11 protein-coding genes are annotated in these 17,275 nt (G+C 56.5%); 10 read left to right on the forward strand and 1 reads right to left on the reverse strand.

Going from position 1 to position 17,275, the window contains the following annotated elements; all coding sequences use genetic code 11:
• The first annotated feature begins 11 nt into the window (after positions 1-11).
• The 4 genes from DQG13_RS14640 to DQG13_RS14655 all read left to right on the forward strand — a co-directional run bounded on the left by DQG13_RS14640 (position 12) and on the right by DQG13_RS14655 (position 8,412).
• Complete coding sequence (locus DQG13_RS14640; RefSeq protein WP_113020526.1) at positions 12-3,263, forward strand: glycosyl hydrolase family 28-related protein; 3,252 nt, start codon at positions 12-14, stop codon at positions 3,261-3,263.
• Positions 3,250-3,663, forward strand: a complete 414-nt coding sequence (locus DQG13_RS14645) for an LVIVD repeat-containing protein (protein ID WP_113020527.1) — start codon at positions 3,250-3,252, stop codon at positions 3,661-3,663. Before DQG13_RS14640 ends, DQG13_RS14645 begins: the two co-directional genes overlap by 14 nt.
• Positions 3,664-3,773: 110 nt before the next feature.
• The gene (locus DQG13_RS14650) at positions 3,774-7,697 is read left to right on the forward strand and encodes a fibronectin type III domain-containing protein (protein ID WP_113020528.1); all 3,924 of its coding nucleotides are present in this window, start codon (positions 3,774-3,776) and stop codon (positions 7,695-7,697) included.
• A 130-nt stretch (positions 7,698-7,827) separates the two neighbouring features.
• Positions 7,828-8,412, forward strand: a complete 585-nt coding sequence (locus tag DQG13_RS14655) for a Crp/Fnr family transcriptional regulator (protein WP_113020529.1) — start codon at positions 7,828-7,830, stop codon at positions 8,410-8,412.
• 26 nt (positions 8,413-8,438) lie between these two features.
• On the opposite strand, the gene DQG13_RS14660 is transcribed toward DQG13_RS14655, so the two are convergent.
• Positions 8,439-9,143, reverse strand: coding sequence for a DUF4386 domain-containing protein (locus tag DQG13_RS14660; RefSeq protein WP_258525680.1), 705 nt, complete (start codon positions 9,141-9,143; stop codon positions 8,439-8,441).
• 512 nt (positions 9,144-9,655) lie between these two features.
• Here DQG13_RS14660 and DQG13_RS14665 point away from each other — a divergent pair.
• The 6 genes from DQG13_RS14665 (at position 9,656) to DQG13_RS14690 (ending at position 17,271) form a co-directional block, all read left to right on the forward strand.
• Complete coding sequence (locus tag DQG13_RS14665; protein ID WP_397333974.1) at positions 9,656-10,495, forward strand: ABC transporter permease; 840 nt, start codon at positions 9,656-9,658, stop codon at positions 10,493-10,495.
• Positions 10,496-10,508: 13 nt separating this feature from the next.
• Entirely contained in the window at positions 10,509-11,387 is an 879-nt protein-coding gene (locus DQG13_RS14670) for a carbohydrate ABC transporter permease (protein WP_113020531.1), read from the forward strand.
• Positions 11,388-11,431: 44 nt separating this feature from the next.
• Positions 11,432-12,973, forward strand: a complete 1,542-nt coding sequence (locus tag DQG13_RS14675) for an extracellular solute-binding protein (RefSeq protein WP_113020532.1) — start codon at positions 11,432-11,434, stop codon at positions 12,971-12,973.
• Between the two features lie 109 nt (positions 12,974-13,082).
• A complete protein-coding gene (locus DQG13_RS14680; protein ID WP_113020533.1) occupies positions 13,083-15,437 on the forward strand; it encodes an AraC family transcriptional regulator in 2,355 nt (784 codons plus the stop codon).
• A gap of 128 nt (positions 15,438-15,565) precedes the next feature.
• Positions 15,566-16,273 (forward strand): response regulator transcription factor, encoded by a 708-nt coding sequence (locus DQG13_RS14685; protein ID WP_113020534.1) that lies wholly within the window; start codon positions 15,566-15,568, stop codon positions 16,271-16,273.
• Entirely contained in the window at positions 16,270-17,271 is a 1,002-nt protein-coding gene (locus DQG13_RS14690) for a sensor histidine kinase (protein WP_113020535.1), read from the forward strand. The genes DQG13_RS14685 and DQG13_RS14690 overlap by 4 nt, the downstream gene beginning before the upstream one ends.
• Positions 17,272-17,275: the final 4 nt, after the last annotated feature.

Genomic DNA, 17,275 nt, shown 5'->3' on the forward strand with positions numbered 1-17,275 from the left:
GAGATGAAACAATGAAAATGGTTTTGAAACGAAGGGGAACCATAAGAACGCTCCTCCTGCTGCCGCTTGTGGCTGCGCTGGCGTTGGGTTCGTTTGGGCCGTGGACCGCTGCCGGTACGGCAAAGGCGGAGGCTCCGCAGACTGAGCCGCCGGTTGTGCTGCATGCCACATGGCAGGCGGAGCCGGGGCAGGTGGTGGGAATTTACGGGGGAGGTTTTGCAGCCGGCGGCGGCAGTCTGTCAGTGAAGGCCCAGCCCTTAAGCGCAGGCGGGCCGGTAGACGTCTCCAATGCCACTGTAAGACTGACCGTTCTCAACGTTCAGGACAACCTGGTCCAGGCCGTGCTGCCGGAGACCAGCCCGGCCGATGCATATGCCGTTTGGGTGGAGACGGAGGCAGACGCCAGTGCGCCCTTCTGGCTGAATCGGGCGGAGCCTTTTTGGCTCTCGGATACGGTTGCCTATCCCGGACAGACAGTCCGAGTGTTTGGACGCAATTTCTTGAACCCGGTTTCTGAAAGCGTATACAGCCAACAGGCTTTTTTGGTTGACACCGCAAGCGGAAGCCGGATTAACCTGCAGGTGACAGCGGCGGATGCCTACACGATGGATGTGGTCATACCGGCGGCGGCGGTAGGGGGAATCTACCGGATGGGAGTTGCCAACGGCGCGGGGGGCGAGGCCGGAGCGGTTGTTTTGGACAATGATCAGACCCTTAGCGTCATTGCCGGAAATGAGCACTCCGCCGCTTTGGAGGGGGAGCTGGGGCTGTCCGTGTACTGGCTGACGGAAATCCCCCATGACCGGCGTTTTAACGTCCGTTCCTTCGGAGCCACAGGCGATGGCGTAACGGACGATACCTACGGTATTCAGGCGGCCCTCGATGCGGCGGATGCGGCCGGCGGCGGCATCGTATATTTGCCGGAGGGCGCGTATTCCTTCTCCTCAGTGTGGATTCATGACCGGACCATCCTGCTGGGCGAGGGCCAGGACAAGACCACGCTTGTCTATAACGGAATTCCGGCGCCGGATTATCCCCGCTCCATCCTGCCGCGCTCGGCTTATACTTCCGGCAACTACGGGGAGGCCAACAAGCTCCTGTACAGTGACGGCGTCTACAGCGGAATTGCCGGCCTGTCCATCGAAAGCGCCGTGGTCCGGCCCCAAACGGACACCAAGCGCCGCATTCACGGGTATGTGGTGCCTATCGCGTTCATGGGAGTAGCCAAGGCCGACCAGCAATACGGCAGCCTGCCGGTGCCGGACAGCTCTCCCGGCTACTTCGTCAAAGATGTAGCCTTGCGGGTGGCGGACGGCTCGGGCGCAGCCGTATACAGCACCGGCATCAGCATTGTGGAGAATTCCGAGCTGGACGTCACCCATGGGGGGCTGGAGGCCGGCGGCTCTAAGCTGTTCCGCTTCCGGGGCAACACAGTGCAGAACACCATGCGTCCGGCCGCCTATATCCCGTCGGCGCGGGCCTGGTTTGAGGGCAATACCTTGACCGGCGTCGATTATGAAACCTATTGGCCCCGGATAGGCTTCCGTTTTAATGAGTCGGGAGGGGCTATCGAGCACCGGTATGCGGACTTCGGCACAATGGAGAATTATGTTGCCGCCAACCATACGCTGGGGGTATTCGGATCAGCGGCGGGCAATGAAGGGGAGGGCTTCCTCTGGCAAAGCACAAACCGCCTCTTATACAGCGCGGTCACCTCGGCCCAAAGCCAGTCCCTCAGCGATACGGCTGCAGCCTACAGCAATTCCTATATCGGCAAGACGGTAACCATATTGGGCGGCAACGGAATGGGGCAGATCCGCACGATTACGGGCTTCAGCGGCAATACGCTGCTTTTGGACCGGCCGTGGGATATCGCGCCTTCCGCAGGCAGCCCTTACACCGTGGACGAAAGGCCGGCCAGGCATAACATCGTGACGGGCAACCAGCTGGACGGACAGACCAACAAAGGCGGCATTATGTTCTATACCAAGGATTACGACAACATTGTAGACGGCAATACTCTGACCCATACCGGAGGAGTCTGGCTCGGGGTCAATCAGAATCCCAGCCAGCAAAGGGCGGATTACTCTTACTTCACAGTGGTAAAAAACAACATCCTGACCGGCAGCTCCAAGCCCGGGCACGGCCAAGGCAACACACTGGCCATCGGTCCCGGCTCGGACGGGGGAATTGAGGCCCAGCCCAATGCGGTCTTTCCTTCCACAGGTTTGTACGGTACGGAAATTCGCGGCAACCGGCTGACCTCCATCGGGACGGATGTGCCCTACAGCGGCAGCTTCCAACAAAGATACGTAACCCGAAGCGGGATTGTTGTTTCTACTCCGGGCGCCATTTCCTACCCCATGGCACAGGGGGTCATCGTGGAGGGCAACCGGGTCCGCGATGCTTATGCCGGGGTGCATCTGGCGGATAGCTCTTATGATACGGTGCTGGCGGACAATGATTTTGACGGCAACCGAACGGCATACGCGGACAGCGGCAGCATCCGGACTACATGGGTCCGCAACGGTCAAGCCGGTCTGTACATGCCCTTGGGCACAGCTGCTCTGGGCCTGGACGGAACCGCCCGCTTGTCATGGGCTCCCGTTGCCGGGGCCGAGGGTTATACGGTTTCCCGTTCGCTCTATGAGGAAGGGCCTTATGAGCTGCTGGGGTCAACAGCGAATACGTCTTACATCGATGTCAATGCCGCGGGTCTGCCATATTATTACCAGCTCCAGGCCTACAATGACGATGATGCGGGAGTACCCTATACCACCCGGGCAAAAATGGAGCTGGTGCAGGCAGGCGCGTATGATACCCCGGGCCGCGCTTTCAAGATAGCCGTTTCAGGCGGGGTGGCCTATGTGGCGGATCAGGGCAGCATCCGGGTGCTGGACGTGGCTCAACCGGATTCGGTTCAGGAGCTGGGCAGCGTCACGCTCAATGGGAATACGGCGGCATTGGCGTTAAGCGGAAACCGTCTGTACGCCACGGATTCGGCCCGGCTTTATGTGCTGGATGTATCCGATCCGGCCGCGCCGGTTATTCTCGGAAGCACGGCGGTCACTAACGGCAGCAACATCCGCGTGTCGGGGGATATGGTGTATGTGGCGAGGGGAACCAACGGGTTCAGCATCTACAATACTGCCAATCCGGCATCCATTGCTGCAGTGAAGACCGTGTCCGGTCTAGGCAATGTATCCAATTTGGAGGTGCAGGGAAATTACGCGTATGTGACTGCAGGGGTTGAAGATCCTTGACATTTCCGTTCCTGCCCAGACTGCAGTGGTCGGCACATACAGCTCCGTGATTTCGGCCAGAGCCGTGGCGGTAAGGGACGGGTTGGCGTATGTGGCGGATTCCACCAATACCGGGCAAGGCGGACTGCTCATTCTGGATGTGACTGACCCGGCGTCTCCGGCATACGTCGGCCGCCTTGACACGGGCTCCGGCACGGTGGACGTGAAGCTGGCGGGTCCTTATGCGTTCCTGGGCGAATACATGAACAAGCTGGTTGTGGCGGGGATATCCGACCCGTCCCATCCCCGGATGGTGACCCAGCTGCCGTTAACCAGCAGCGGATTTCAGACGGTGGAGGAGGATGGTCTGATCTATCTGGCCAACAGCCTAAGCGGCATCCTGATTCTCCAAACCGAATAATGCCCCAAAATATTGATTATTGAAGTGGAATCCGCCTTTGCGTAGCATGGGGGAAGGAACGGCCGGCAGGCGGAGATGCCGCCGTACGAGTACGCAAGGGGGATAGGACTATGCTTGCCAAAAGCTTGGTGCTGCAGGAGCATCTTCACCATCCTGTCTATGAATGGCCGTATACGCTGCTGCGCTTTCCCGTCCGGTTTGAGCCGGGGGAGGTGCGGGAGGAGGAGCTGGGCAAACTGAAGGTTTGTGAAAAGGCCGGCGGCGGGCAGCGGGAGATTCTGTTCCAGCTATCGGATATTGTGACGGAGGATGGCTGGGCGGTATCCGCCGTATGCTGCATCGGTACGGACCTGCCGTCCGGCGCGAGAAAGGAGTTCATTCTTCAGTCAGCGGAGTCCAACGGGAATGAACGGGAGGATGACCTGCAGGAAGGAGGCGGCCGGGAGGCGGCAAGCCTCCCCCGCTTGCGGGTGTCGCCGCAGCATGGGGGGTATTGTGCCGAATCGGCGGAGCTGCGGCTCGGCGTATGGGGAGACGCTGCCTTTCCCCGGGAAGGGCAGGAAGAGCCGCCGGGGGTGCCCCTGTTCCGGATTGGCCTTGCGGATGGCGGGGGAAGCGAGGGCTGGGGCTATTTGACTTCGGAGGCAGAAGGAGAAGCGCCTGTACCGGAATCCCGGACAGTCGTATGCCGGTCCCGGGGGCCTTTGTTTGCCGAGTTTAAGATCAATTGTGCGTTGACGGAGGAGGGGGAGTATTCCCTTCTCCTGCGCGTATTTGCCGATTTGCCGTTTGTGGAGCTGGAGGAATGCATAAGCGGGATGCCGGACGGGGCGGCTGCTATGCATCTGGATCTTATCTGGAGAAATGGAGGCTTCGGCACCAGGTATACGCCAAACCGTGGGGAGGAGCCTGTGGACGCTTATCTTGGTTCCGGCGGCGAGCTGCCGTTTATGATCCTGCCTTACCGGAACTGGAACTCCTGGTGGCATGAGAAGTCGGCGGCGTTTTGCTCAGGCTCGCCATGGGGCTCCGGCAGCGGCGGACCGGATTCCGGCAGGTTTGCCGCCGGCGTGTTCGTCCGCGATGCGGCGGGCTGGGATGACGGCGCTTATGCGCTATGGGGTTCCCTGCCGAAGCTGGGGATCACCTTTCGCTGCGAAGGGGAATCGCTGGTGTGGCGCTATCCACTGGCAGACGGCACCCGTTCCACGGCCGTTGCTTTGCTGAAGGGCCCGGCAGCGGCGGATGATGTGGAGCACCTGAGGCTGTGGTACTCGCTTCTCCATCTGGACAAGGTGAAGGATTGGATATTGGATTGGGAGGAGCCACGGCCCGCCGCTCCCCGGCATTTCCGCCCGGACCCGGCGTTTGCCGCCGGACCGGGGGAGATGGAGCGGATGGCGGCTGCCGAATGCCGCAATTTTAACGAAATTCGCAGGATCAATCCGGTGTCGGCCCGGGAATTTTTTCGATGGGCGCCCCTGTTTGATCTGAGCGCTCCGGCGATGACGGATGCCCAGTACAAGCGGCTCAGGGCGGCCAGCGCTTTTATGGCTTACGTCCATATGGACGAGAATGTAATGCCGGTCCGGCGAATGCTTGCAGGGCATCCCAACTTTTTGGCCGATGTGGCCTCCGTGCCCGGCTTGATGGCGGCGCTGTTTCCCGGCCATCCCCACGGGGCGGTGTGGAGGGAATATTTTGAACGGGCCATGGCTCTTAATCTGAAGTACCATACCCGTCCCGATGTGGAGGCTTGGGAAGCCCAGGGGGGCCGCTGGACAGAAAATCTGGGGGTATACGTATGGGCGGCCCTAAAGCCGATGGTGCGTACGGCGGTGTTGCTGGCCGTCGGTGGAGACTGTCCGATTCTGTATCCCAATCTGGCCAAGGTGGCGGAGTGGCTGCTGCATGCGCTAAGCGCTCCCGTGGGGGGCAAACGCACCTATCCGCCCCAGGGGGCTCACGCCGATTATGCCAGCTCCCGCGGTATTCCCCATACGCTGCGTGACCTCGGCGCCTTGCTGCAGAACTATCTCCCCGGACTGGCGGAGCAAATTAGGCACGGAGCCGCCCTTGATGCCCTGGCCCCGGAGAAGGGGGGCGAGGATGCCGTATGGCGCAGGCTGCTTGATGAGCGAAGCGGCGCTTCCGTAGAGGGGAGTCAACAAGACCAAGGCGTTGCGCCCCAATGGAGGTCGGTGAAGCTGACGGGCTACGGTTATGTGCTGCGGTCGGGGGCAGGAACGCCGAAGGAGGTGTCCCTTCATCTTCAGCAGTTGGACCGGGGCCCCAATTACCGCTGGGGCCGGGCCTCCGACGGCGGGAACGGCGTCTTGTACTATTACGCCGCAGGACAGCGCTACAGTTGGAACGGCCCGGAGGATGTGGGAGATGTAAACCGGGGCGACGCGGAGGCCTGCACCAATTTTGCCGTTGTCCGGGATCGGGTATTCCGCGGAATCGGTTCCTGTGAGCTGACGGAGCCAATGCATGATTTCGGCTTTGCCCAATATGCCCGCATTGTGTCGGATTCATCGGAGCGCCAGGATTACAGAGCCCGCAGCGTTCTGCTGTCCGGCACTGATTACGCCGTTATCTATGATGAAGTGGCGGATATGCGGGTGAAGGGACGGTTTTCCTGGTTCGTGCATGCCGGCGAGCCCTTTCCCGCCCTATGGCAGCTGAAGCCGGGAGCGGCGGGTATTGAAGCGGCGGTGGGCAGGCCGGTGGACTGGTCCGGCAGCTACGATGCCCCCGATGCGCCGGTTCGCGGAAGGTATTATGACGGGCACGGCGATTTCCTCACCTTGGTCAGCCATCTGCCGGAGGAAGAGCTGACAGCTAAGGCGGTAGAATTTGGCGCTATTGTATCCGTCGGGAAACGTACAGATTACGTGTTTCGCCATCAGGCTGTAGTCCGTTGGGAGGAGAGCGGCCTGGGCTTTACGGGGCGGGCGGGGGTGATCCGTCTGGACGAAGAAGGCGGCTTGGCGGATGCGGCCATATTCGACGGAACCCGGATGCGGACGGCGGACTTTGAAGTAGAGCTCAAGCCCCAGTCTCCCGAGGGCCTTCTTCCCAAAGCCGGCTTTTCCTGCAAAAGGGAGAAAAACCGCCTAACCGGCGCCTGGCATACTGAGGCGCCTTGCACTGCCGTGCTCAAGCTGCCGCGGTTTCAGGCGGAGGGGCGGGACTTTTTTCTGTATATGGACGGCGTTCCCAAGGAGAACGCTCTTCCGGGAGAGGACGGTTCGCTGGTTCTCCACCTGGAGGCGGGCTTCCATTCCTGGGAGTGGACTGACCGGCTGCCATGCCCCGGCGCGCCTGCGATCCGCCGGGCCATTGTTTCGGCAGATGGAGTGCTGCTTGAATGGTCAGGAGCGCCGAGTGCAGACATGTACCGTATTGCGGTGAGGGAGACAGGGGACGGGGCTCGCAGGGAGTACACATGCAAGGCGGACCTGTTGTCGCTGCGCCTGCCGGAAGTCGTTCCCGGCAGAAAGTACATCGTACAGGTGCAGGCCTTCAACCGGGACCACACCGGTCCATGGAGCTGCGAGTACCCCGTCTATGGTTCGGCCGAGCCTCCTGCTCCTCCCGCCGGGCTGCGGGTCAAGAGATCCGGGGGCGGCCTCCGTGTCTCCTGGGGACAGGTTTCCGGCGCCGGGAAATACCGGCTGTACCGGATGAGGCTGGACGGCCGGGCGGAGGATTCGGCGGCTGCCGGGTCCGGGCAGCTTGTGTATGAAGGGGATATGCACGAATATGAGGACAGGGAGGCTTGCGGCAGCGACGGAGCTGTGTACGGCTACTGTGTATCCGCCGTCAACGGCAACGGGGAGGGCGCCCGATCTCCTATGCGGGACGGGAAGCCCGGGGGCTTGGCGGATTGGGACCCTTGCCCCGAAGAAAGCTTCAGACGGGACCCGCGCAGCCATGAGTATGGGTTTTCCGGGTATGATCCGTGGCAGCAGGATGGTCTATCCCCTTTGCCGCCCTATCCTGCGGACCGCCCCAAGAGGACAGAATAACCGGACCGGCCCAGAGGAGCTGCCCTCCTTCGCTGCTATGCGAACGGGCAGCTCCTTTTTTTAAACCGTTGAATTGCCGGTATATTTTATGGATAATAAGCAGAATAGAGGGAGAGGAGGGAAATCCGCAATGAAAAACATTTTATTCCAATATATGACGAGATTGACCTCCCTTAGCGAAGCGGAACAGCAAGCCATCGTGGAGGAGATCCAGATAGAACCATTTAAGAAGGGGACTGTACTCTTCAGACAAGGAGAGGTTCCCACAAAATGTTACTTCATTTTAAAGGGATGCGTAAGGCAGTATTCAATTGATGAGGCGGGAAGAGAAGTCACTTCGAATTTCTATACCGAAGAGCAAGCTATCGCTGTTTTCAATCATCACAAGGATGATAAGGCGTCCGAGTTTACGTTCACGACAGTTGAAGATTCGGTGATGGTCGTGGGCGAATTGAATACAGAAAAAGACATGTACAGCAAGTACACTCAATTGGAGACCATGACGCGCAAGATGATTGAGGAGAGCTTTAGTGAGGTGCAGAGGGAATTTGCCGATTTTATCGCATCTTCGCCTGAAGCGCGCTTCAAGGCACTGCTAACGAAACGTCCTTCTCTAATCGACAGGGTGCCTCAGCATCAATTGGCAAGTTATCTGGGAATTACTCCGGAGTCCTTGAGCAGGATTAAGAAAAGAATGTGCCAAGATCATCAATAGCTGCATGTCCTGCTTGGCTTGGACCGTCACTTTCCTCCCTTAAACAGCATCCATAAACCAAGACTCATTTCTCCCGCTGTCATGGGTATAATAAACACAAATTCAAGGCTCCTCCTGATTCCTTCGTAATCCGCCAAAAAGAGCTCACATAGGTGAATGAGGAAGTAGCCGATTGAAGCGATCAGCAGTAAAATGCCGATCCATTTCGGCACGCTCCCTGATCGGAGAGCCAACATCCCGAGAATCAGCAGATGCCCGCTAAAAATAATTAGCCCAACAGACCAAATGGAGTCGAAGGCTTGCAAATGCAGCATGACTTGTGCGCCGAGTTGTGCAGGGCTAAACGTTGACAAATAAACCGTTCCGCTTGAAAGCAGCAGCACAAATAGTAAATTCATAATTGCTATTCCCAATATAGCTGCATAAACAAGCCTTAACCATGCACCGAGCAGGGATAGATTTTTGTTTATTGGCTCAAAGAAGATATACAGCGACCAGGCGGCCACAATGTCGCTTATCAGGATAATAATCCAGCCGAAGATTTCAGCTTTAAATAGATTATTACGGGAAATCATGTTCTGAAGCGTGGCGTGCGCATCCCCTTGGACCAGAAGGCTTCCATGCGCAAAGCCATATGAAAAAGCCGCGGCAAGCGCCATGATCATGAGGGCTGTGCCGGCCGTTAGAGCCGATTTTCGCTGATACGAAAGCTGTCCCCGTGGCATATCCATAAAAATCCCCCTTGTTTTACGTAGTGATTTCATTGTAACAAAGGGGGTTTTTACGTTCATTGACTTAAGTTAAGGGATGAGCCAGGAAGTTGGGAACGAGTGAATGTTAGCAGGAGAAACCAAGGAGCTAAGCGAGAACAAGCCGCTTAGCTCCTTGGTTTTTTTCGAGTACCATCCCATTTTTGTTGCCCTTTTTTCGCTCATGATCAAGAAAGTGAGATGCCTGGAAATAGCGCAGTCAAAAGATGGTGATGCTGTGAAACGGGGAAATCAAGATATTCCTCTAGCCGGAAATGCGGCCCATGGCTATGGTAAGGGTAGAGCCGCCGCCGTCAACCAGAAGAGCGGTAACCAGCGAAGGAGGTATCGTCATGACACAACCCGCAGCAGATGGAGCCGTCTCCGGCTCGAATCAGACCGCGGCCGCCAACCGTAAGGCGACCCGATGGAAAACGGTATGGTCGGGCGTTAAACGTGACAAATTTCTGTATGCAATCGCCTTGCCCGGATTGATGTACTTCTTATTGTTCCGATATGTGCCCATGTGGGGCGTCATCATTTCTTTTCAGGATTATTCCCCTTACCAAGGTTTATGGGGCAGTCCCTGGGTCGGCTTCGAGCATTTTACCCGTTTCTTCTCGAATCCCGATTTCTTCATTCTGTTCCGAAATACCATGGCCATTAACCTGCTCAGCCTCGTGTTTTTCTTCCCGCTGCCGATTCTGCTCTCGCTCTTGCTGAACGAGCTGCGTCAGAAAACGTACAAGCGGATTGTGCAGTCCATCATTTATCTGCCGCACTTCCTCTCGTGGGTTATTATCGTCGGGATTACCTTTCTCATGCTGTCCCAGGGGGATGGTGTCATCAACAAGATGCTGGTGGCGCTGGGGTTCTCCAAGATCGATTTTCTCACTAACAAAAACTATTTCTGGGGCCTGCTCACCCTGCAATCCATCTGGAAGGATGCCGGTTGGGGAACGATTATTTTCCTCGCGGCGATGGCCGGCATTGACCCGCAGCTGTATGAGGCGGTTAAGATCGACGGGGCCGGACGGTTTCGCCAGATGTGGCATGTTACGCTGCCGGGCATTCGCACGGTTGTCGTCATCCTCCTTATTCTGCGGATCGGGCATATTATGGATGTTGGCTTCGAGCAGGCATTTCTGATGGCCAACGGAGCCGTATCCGAGGTTGCAGATGTGTTCGATACGTACGTGTACCGGCTGGGCGTAAGACAGGGCCAGTTCTCCTTCAGCACGGCGGTAGGCTTGTTTAAATCCGTTGTCGGTCTTCTGCTTGTGGTCGGCGCCAACAAGCTGGCTCAAAAATTCGGCGAAGAGGGCGTCTATTGAGGAGGGGCTGCAGATGAAACAAGGATTTGCCGACCGGACATTTACGGTTGTGAACGTGACCGTTCTCGGAATTATAGCGCTCATCACGTTCTTTCCTTTATATTATGTGTTTGTCGTTTCATTCACGGACCCGTCGGAGTTTATCAAAGGCGGCGTCATCCTGTTTCCGAAGAAGTGGTCCTTGGTCTCGTACCGTTATCTGCTCTCGACGAACGCCTTCCTGAAGGCAATCGGGAACAGTACATTCCTTGCAACCGTAGGAACGGCGTTCAGTCTTTTGGTCACATCCGGACTGTCGTATGCCCTCTCCCGCCGCAGGCTGCAGGGCCGCAGGATATTCCTCCTGCTCATTCTCTTGACCACACTGTTTAATCCCGGCATCATCCCGCCGTACCTTCTGGTGCGCGACCTGCATCTCATTAACAGCATCTGGTCGCTGATCCTGCCGGTGCTGACAAGCGGCTGGTACGTGCTTTTGATGAAGGGCTTCTTCGACAGTATCCCGTCGAGCCTGGAGGAAGCGGCGCGTATTGACGGCTGCAACGATTTTAGCGTCTGGCTGCGCATCATTCTGCCCTTGTCGCTGCCCTCGCTGGCCGCCTTTGGCCTCTTCTATGCGGTGGCTTATTGGAATACCTTCTTCACCGCCTTGCTCTATATCAACGACTTCAAGAAGCACCCGCTTCAGGTGCTGCTGCAAAATATGCTGATCGACGCATCGACAGCTGCCGGCGGTTCGGCCGCTCAAGAGATGATCTCCGAGCAGCGGATTCCGCCGGAAACATTGAAGATGGCGGCGGTTGTTATCGCGACGGTTCCGATTCTCATGGTGTATCCGTTCCTTCAAAAGCATTTTGCCAAAGGAGCCATGGTCGGCTCCGTGAAGGAATGATCACATAGCACGACGAAATTACAAGAACAGGGAGGTTGTACACCATGCGCATCAAACAAAGGCTGGCATTCCTATCCGCCGCTGCGCTGCTGCTCGCATCCGTTTTATCGGCCTGCGGACAGGATGGGGGAGGAAGCGCGAACGGAACCGGACAGACTGACGCCGGGAAGAAACAGGAGGCACCGACGGAAATCAGCATCATGACCATGTATTATACCCCGGAGCCGCCGGGAGAGGACAATGTTGTGGTCAAGGAAATCGAGAAGCGCACGAATACGAAGCTGAAGATCACCTGGGTATCGCCGAACAGCTATACCGACAAAGTGAATGTTACGCTTGCCTCCGGCGATATTCCCGACCTCATGCTGCTTGACGATCCGTTCCATGCGCAGGTGAGGATGATGGTGGCCCAAGGCGCTTTCTGGGATATTACCCCGTACCTGAAGGATTATCCGAACCTGTCGAAATATCCGGCCGAAACCTGGAACAACACGAAGCAGGCGGACGGCAAAAACTACGGCATTCCCCGCGTGCGTCCGGTAGAAGGCGGCGGATATATCTATATCCGCAAGGACTGGCTGGATAAGCTCGGCCTTACGGTTCCGCAAACCACCGATGAATTTTATGACGTCATGAAGGCGTTTACAGATAGAGACCCGGACGGCAACGGAAAGGACGATACCATCGGCTTTGTCGGCTTTGTCGATCAGACCGGCATGTCGTATTTCACCCAGCTCCAGAACACGTTTAATAAGGTAAACAGCGATTGGAAGCTGGTCGACGGCAAGCTGGTCAACGTCAACCTTCTGCCGGGCACAAGAGAGACGCTGGTTTGGCTGAACAAGGCCTATAAGGAAAAGGTCATTCCCGAGGACTTCGCCGTATTGAAGAATACGCAGGCCAAGGATCTGCTTAAATCCAACCGCGGCGGCGCCTTCCAGGATACTGTGGAAGCAGCGTGGGAGCCAACGGAGGAGCTGCGCAAGAGCGACCCGAAGGCGGATTTCCTGCCGCTTGTCGGCTTGAACGGCTATTCCAACCGCGATTCCGGATTCTTCGGCATGTTTGCAATTCCGAAGAAAGTGCCGGAAGAGAAGATGAAGAAGCTTTTGCAATTTATGGATTATGGAGCTTCCGACGAGGGCTACGATCTTGCCGCCTACGGCTTCGAGGGTGTGCATTATACGCAAAAGGACGGCATTTATACGGCTACTGAGCAGGCCAAGAAGGATATTGTGGCGCAGGGGGCGTTCGGCCAAATCTTCGGCAAGTACGACAAGTATTTGCGGGCTTATCGGGTCGGCATGCCGCCCGACGTGCTGGAGCGCAATAAAAAGATTATCGATGAGAAGACTAAGATCAGCGTTCCCGATCCTTCCGTGGGTCTGAATTCGGACACGAACACGAAGTCCGGACCGGAGCTTCGCAAGAAGATTCAGGATTTGAAGACCAAGATCATCATCGGCAAAGAGCCGATTTCCGCTTGGGACGATTACGTGAACAAGCTGAAGACTGACCCCGATATGGTGAAGATCACCAACGAATTGAACGAATCCTATCAAAAACGGATGGCTGGAGCCCAATAAGCCGCCTCCTCTAAAGCAGCCTGCCGGGAGCTTTTTTTAAAGCATCTCGTCGGGTTGCCTTTTTGGCTTATGCGCATTCAAGCGGCCAAGGTCCAAAGGAGCACGGGAGATGCTGAAGAAATTCATGAAAGGCTTGGCCGGGCGGATGCCGAGCCAGCGGATGCGGAATCATTTTTACAGACGGAGCCTCATTCTCGTGCTGTGCATCACAAGCATCCCGATGGCGGCGGTGGGCGGAACCATGTACTTCACGGGGCGCACACATATCGAGCAGCAGGTGAACCGGAACTCCGAGGTGCTGCTCAAAAAAGCGATCCAGCGGATTGACGGGGATTTTGCCCAGTTGGAGCTGATGGCAACCCAATGGGCGCTTGACCCGAACTTCGATGAGCGGCTGCAGGATATCGACCTTAAGCTGAGCTACAACGAGCTGCAGAATATGTTCCGTTCGCTTCTGGTCATGAAAAATACATATCCAGTCATCGACCGGATTCAGCTGTACCTGAGGGATCAAGGCGCCGTTATCTCCGATGACGGGATCGTCCGGCTCAACGATCCGGCGGACCGGGAAACGCTGCGGAGGATGCTGGAGTACAAGCAGCAGCGTGTATTCTGGCAGGACAGTCTGCCCCGTTTTGCCGGGAGGGGAGAATCGCCGGTGACGCTGGTCCATCTGCTCCCCGGCGGAGCGGGGCCTGCTTACGGCGCGCTTTTGATTCATCTGAACAAGGCCAAGATAGATAAGCTGGCGAGGGAGCTGACGACGGACCCGAACGACATTGCTTTTATTGTGCGGCAGGACGGAAGCTGGATTACAAGAGGCGGGGGAGAAGACACGGAGGCCGGAGCTTTGGAGCTGGCGCTGCGGGATAACGCGATGAGCCGCAAGGGGGATTACGGTTCCTTTCTCTACGATTGGAAAAACACCACCTACACCGTTTCCTTCGGGAATCTGAACCGTCTCGGCTTTTCCTGGTATTATGTGACGGCGGCTCCTCTATCGCAGCTGGTCAAGCCTGTTGTGGTGCTCTCCAGGGCGATTTGGGCCATCAGCGGCCTTGGGCTTGCCGCCGCGTTCATCTTATCCTGGGTCGCTTCAAGGCGCCTCTATAAGCCGATTCACCGTCTGGTGGATTTGTTCGCGGAAACCGGCAAGGATAACGGCGGCGGTGAAGACCGCGATGAAATCACATTCATCGAGAATCAATGGAAGCATCTGACCCGGGAGAGCCGCTCCCTTCAGTCAAGGCTTGAGCAGGTGCTTCCTTCAATGATGGAGAGCTTTCTGCTGCAGCTTGTGCAGGGGCACTTGTATTCGTATACGGAAGAGGAATTGAAGGAACGGATGGAGCAATTCGGCTGGGAGCTGACGGGCCGGGGTTATGCCGTTCTGATGGTGCGGCTGACCGGATTCTCGCGGCTTGAGGGACGGTTCTTCGAGAATGATGAGCAGCTGATGACCTTCGCCGCCGCCAACATCATTACAGAAATGACCGCATCCCGGCCGGGGCAGACCAAGGTGGTCAATTTTCAGGATTTGAGCGTCGGTCTACTGGAAACGTATCCGCTGGACCAGCCGAAGGAAGCGGTCAAGCGGGACCTGCATCAGCTGGCTCAAGAGCTGATGCAATCGCTGCACGGGTTGCTCAAGCTGGATGTCACCGTGATCATCGGCAAGCTGACGCCAGCGATCAAGGAGATTCCGCATATGCTGGACGAAACGCGCAAATGGCTGAACTACCGCGATCTGCAGGAAACGTATCAAATTCTTGACATGGACGGTGTCCATACCGGCGGGGATGGCGAGGCGTCGTATCCTTTTGCGGCGGAAAGGGAGCTGGTGCATGCCGTACGTATGGGCAAACAGGAGGAATGCGGGCGGCTGACCGAGCGCTTCATGGCGGAGCTTGCGGCTTCGTCGGCAAAGGAGAAGTTCCTGAAGGACGGCGCGCTCCAACTGCTCGGCTCGATTCAGCATGCCGTGCGGGAAGCAGGCTTTCAGCCGGGAAACATATACCGCGATGCCAATTTGTTCGAGGAACTGCATGATATGCGGGAATTGGATCATCTGACCGGCTGGTTCGTAAGCCGGGTCATTGCCCCGTACATGGAGGAGCTGCACCGTACCCAGAACATGAGGATGAAGCAGCTGGTGGAGCGGGTGATCGACACGATTCTGCGCGATTACGACAAAGACCTGTCGCTTGAAAGCTGCGCCGAGCTTGAGGGGGCAAATCCGTTTACGTTAAGCCGGGCGTTCAAGCATGTCACCGGCGTGAATTTCATCGACTATCTTACCGATGTCCGGGTAGAGAAAGCGAAGGCGCTGCTGGCCGAAACGGATATGAAGATCAATGAAATAGCCGAGAGGGTAGGCTACCAGCCATCCTATCTCATTCGCGTGTTCAAGAAGAAAGCGGGGCTTACTCCGGGACAATTCCGGGATGAGCACACCCGCTCCTGAACGGCCTGCACCGAAGTACAAAACCGCTGCAATGAAACTTGCCGTTTGCCCTGCAGACTACTGTATAATTGGTATGGTTATGGAAACAGGCCGGCTGTGAAACAATAGTCTGGAACAGAGGTGCGGCGATGCAGAAGATGTTGATTGTGGAAGATGACCCGAAAATTGCGGAGCATTTGCAAACTTACATTCATAAATATGGTTTCCAAGCTGTCAAAGTAACCGATTTTCATGCCATCATGGACGCCTTCCATGAGCATTCCCCCGATTTGGTCCTGCTGGATATCAATCTTCCCAGTTATGACGGCTACTATTGGTGCAGGCAAATCCGCAAGGAATCGATTTGCCCGGTGATTTTTATTTCGGCAAGAGTGGGGGAAATGGATCAGGTCATGGCCTTGGAAAATGGCGGTGACGACTTTATTACGAAGCCCTTCTCTCCGGAAGTGGTGATGGCGAAAATCCGCAGCCAGCTTCGCCGCGCGTATGGAGAGTATGCGTCAAAAGCGGAGGAGAGAGTGCTGGAGCGGGAGGGGCTGAAGCTGTTTCCGGAAAGGCTGGAAATGTGTTGGGAAGCAAGAATGGTTTCGTTATCGAAGAATGAAGCGGATATTATCGAAAGCTTGATGGACCGGCATCCGCGGGTGGCCGGCCGGGAAGACCTTCTGGAGAAGCTGTGGGATGACCAGTCCTATGTGGATGAAAATACGTTGAATGTGAATATAGCCAGGGTCAGGAAGAAGTTTCAGCAGCTCGGAATCCCGGATGCAGTGGAAACCGTCCGCGGCGCAGGCTACCGGTTGAACGTCAGTTGGAAGAGCGAGGGAAAGCGATGAAGCTGTTTTTTAGGGAGCATTCCTTGCTGATTGCCATACAGGCGCTGCAGCTTTTCGTCGTCCTGTCCATTTATTGGCTCGCCGGCTTCCGCTTTATTCTTCCGGCGCTTTATGCGACGTTCCTTGGCTTTTTCTTTCTGGCCTGCTACCTCGCCTATCATTATGTCAGCCGCCGCGGGTTTTACAAGCGTCTCAGCGAACCGCTGGATTCACTGGATGCTTCCTTGAAGGGAACGGAACACGGGCCCGCATCGGATGCGCTGGATAAGCTGCTGCGGGATCAATACCGGTATTATATGAATCAGCTCAAGACGCTGGAGCAGCAGCAGGAGCAGCATTTGCAGTTTATGGATCAATGGGTGCATCAGATGAAAACGCCGCTGTCCGTCATTGAACTGACCGCGCAAAATCTGGACGAACCCGATTCATCCAATATCCGGGAAGAGACGGACCGGATGAAAACAGGCTTGAACACAATTCTGTATATGGCAAGGCTTCGGTCCATTGAACGGGATTTTCACATCAAGCCTGTCCTGTTGTCCAAGATCGTACATGAGGTGAACAAGGAGAACCGGCGGTTTTATATCCGCAACAACGTATACCCGAGGCTTGAAGAGGAAAAGCCGGGCATTACGGTGGAAACGGATGAAAAATGGCTGTTTTTTATGCTATCCCAACTGATCCATAATGCAGTCAAGTATTCCTCCGGGAAAAGCAGCAGTATTGTCGTGACGGTCTGTGAAAAGGCTGGAGAAGCGGTACTGCAAGTGAAGGACTGTGGCGCCGGCATTCCGGAAGCGGATAAAAGACGGGTGTTCGACCCTTTTTATACAGGTGAAAACGGGCGTGTCTTCCGGGAATCCACCGGAATGGGGCTTTACCTGACGAAGGAGGCGGCCGGCTATCTTGGCCACCGGATTGAGCTGGATTCGGAGGTGGGCAAAGGGACGGAAATCCGGCTTATATTCTCCCGGACGCAAAACCTTACACCCGTGTAAGGGA

The organism is Paenibacillus sp. YN15 (assembly GCF_003285005.1).
Lineage (GTDB): Bacteria > Bacillota > Bacilli > Paenibacillales > NBRC-103111 > Paenibacillus_AR.

Coding starts and splice junctions, on each gene's coding strand:
- DQG13_RS14640 (WP_113020526.1), top strand. CDS start 12: ATGAAAATGGTTTTGAAACGAAGGGGAACCATAAGAACGCTCCTCCTG.
- DQG13_RS14650 (WP_113020528.1), top strand. CDS start 3,774: ATGCTTGCCAAAAGCTTGGTGCTGCAGGAGCATCTTCACCATCCTGTC.
- DQG13_RS14655 (WP_113020529.1), top strand. CDS start 7,828: ATGAAAAACATTTTATTCCAATATATGACGAGATTGACCTCCCTTAGC.
- DQG13_RS14660 (WP_258525680.1), bottom strand. CDS start 9,143: ATGGATATGCCACGGGGACAGCTTTCGTATCAGCGAAAATCGGCTCTA.
- DQG13_RS14665 (WP_397333974.1), top strand. CDS start 9,656: ATGTACTTCTTATTGTTCCGATATGTGCCCATGTGGGGCGTCATCATT.
- DQG13_RS14670 (WP_113020531.1), top strand. CDS start 10,509: ATGAAACAAGGATTTGCCGACCGGACATTTACGGTTGTGAACGTGACC.
- DQG13_RS14675 (WP_113020532.1), top strand. CDS start 11,432: ATGCGCATCAAACAAAGGCTGGCATTCCTATCCGCCGCTGCGCTGCTG.
- DQG13_RS14680 (WP_113020533.1), top strand. CDS start 13,083: ATGCTGAAGAAATTCATGAAAGGCTTGGCCGGGCGGATGCCGAGCCAG.
- DQG13_RS14685 (WP_113020534.1), top strand. CDS start 15,566: ATGCAGAAGATGTTGATTGTGGAAGATGACCCGAAAATTGCGGAGCAT.
- DQG13_RS14690 (WP_113020535.1), top strand. CDS start 16,270: ATGAAGCTGTTTTTTAGGGAGCATTCCTTGCTGATTGCCATACAGGCG.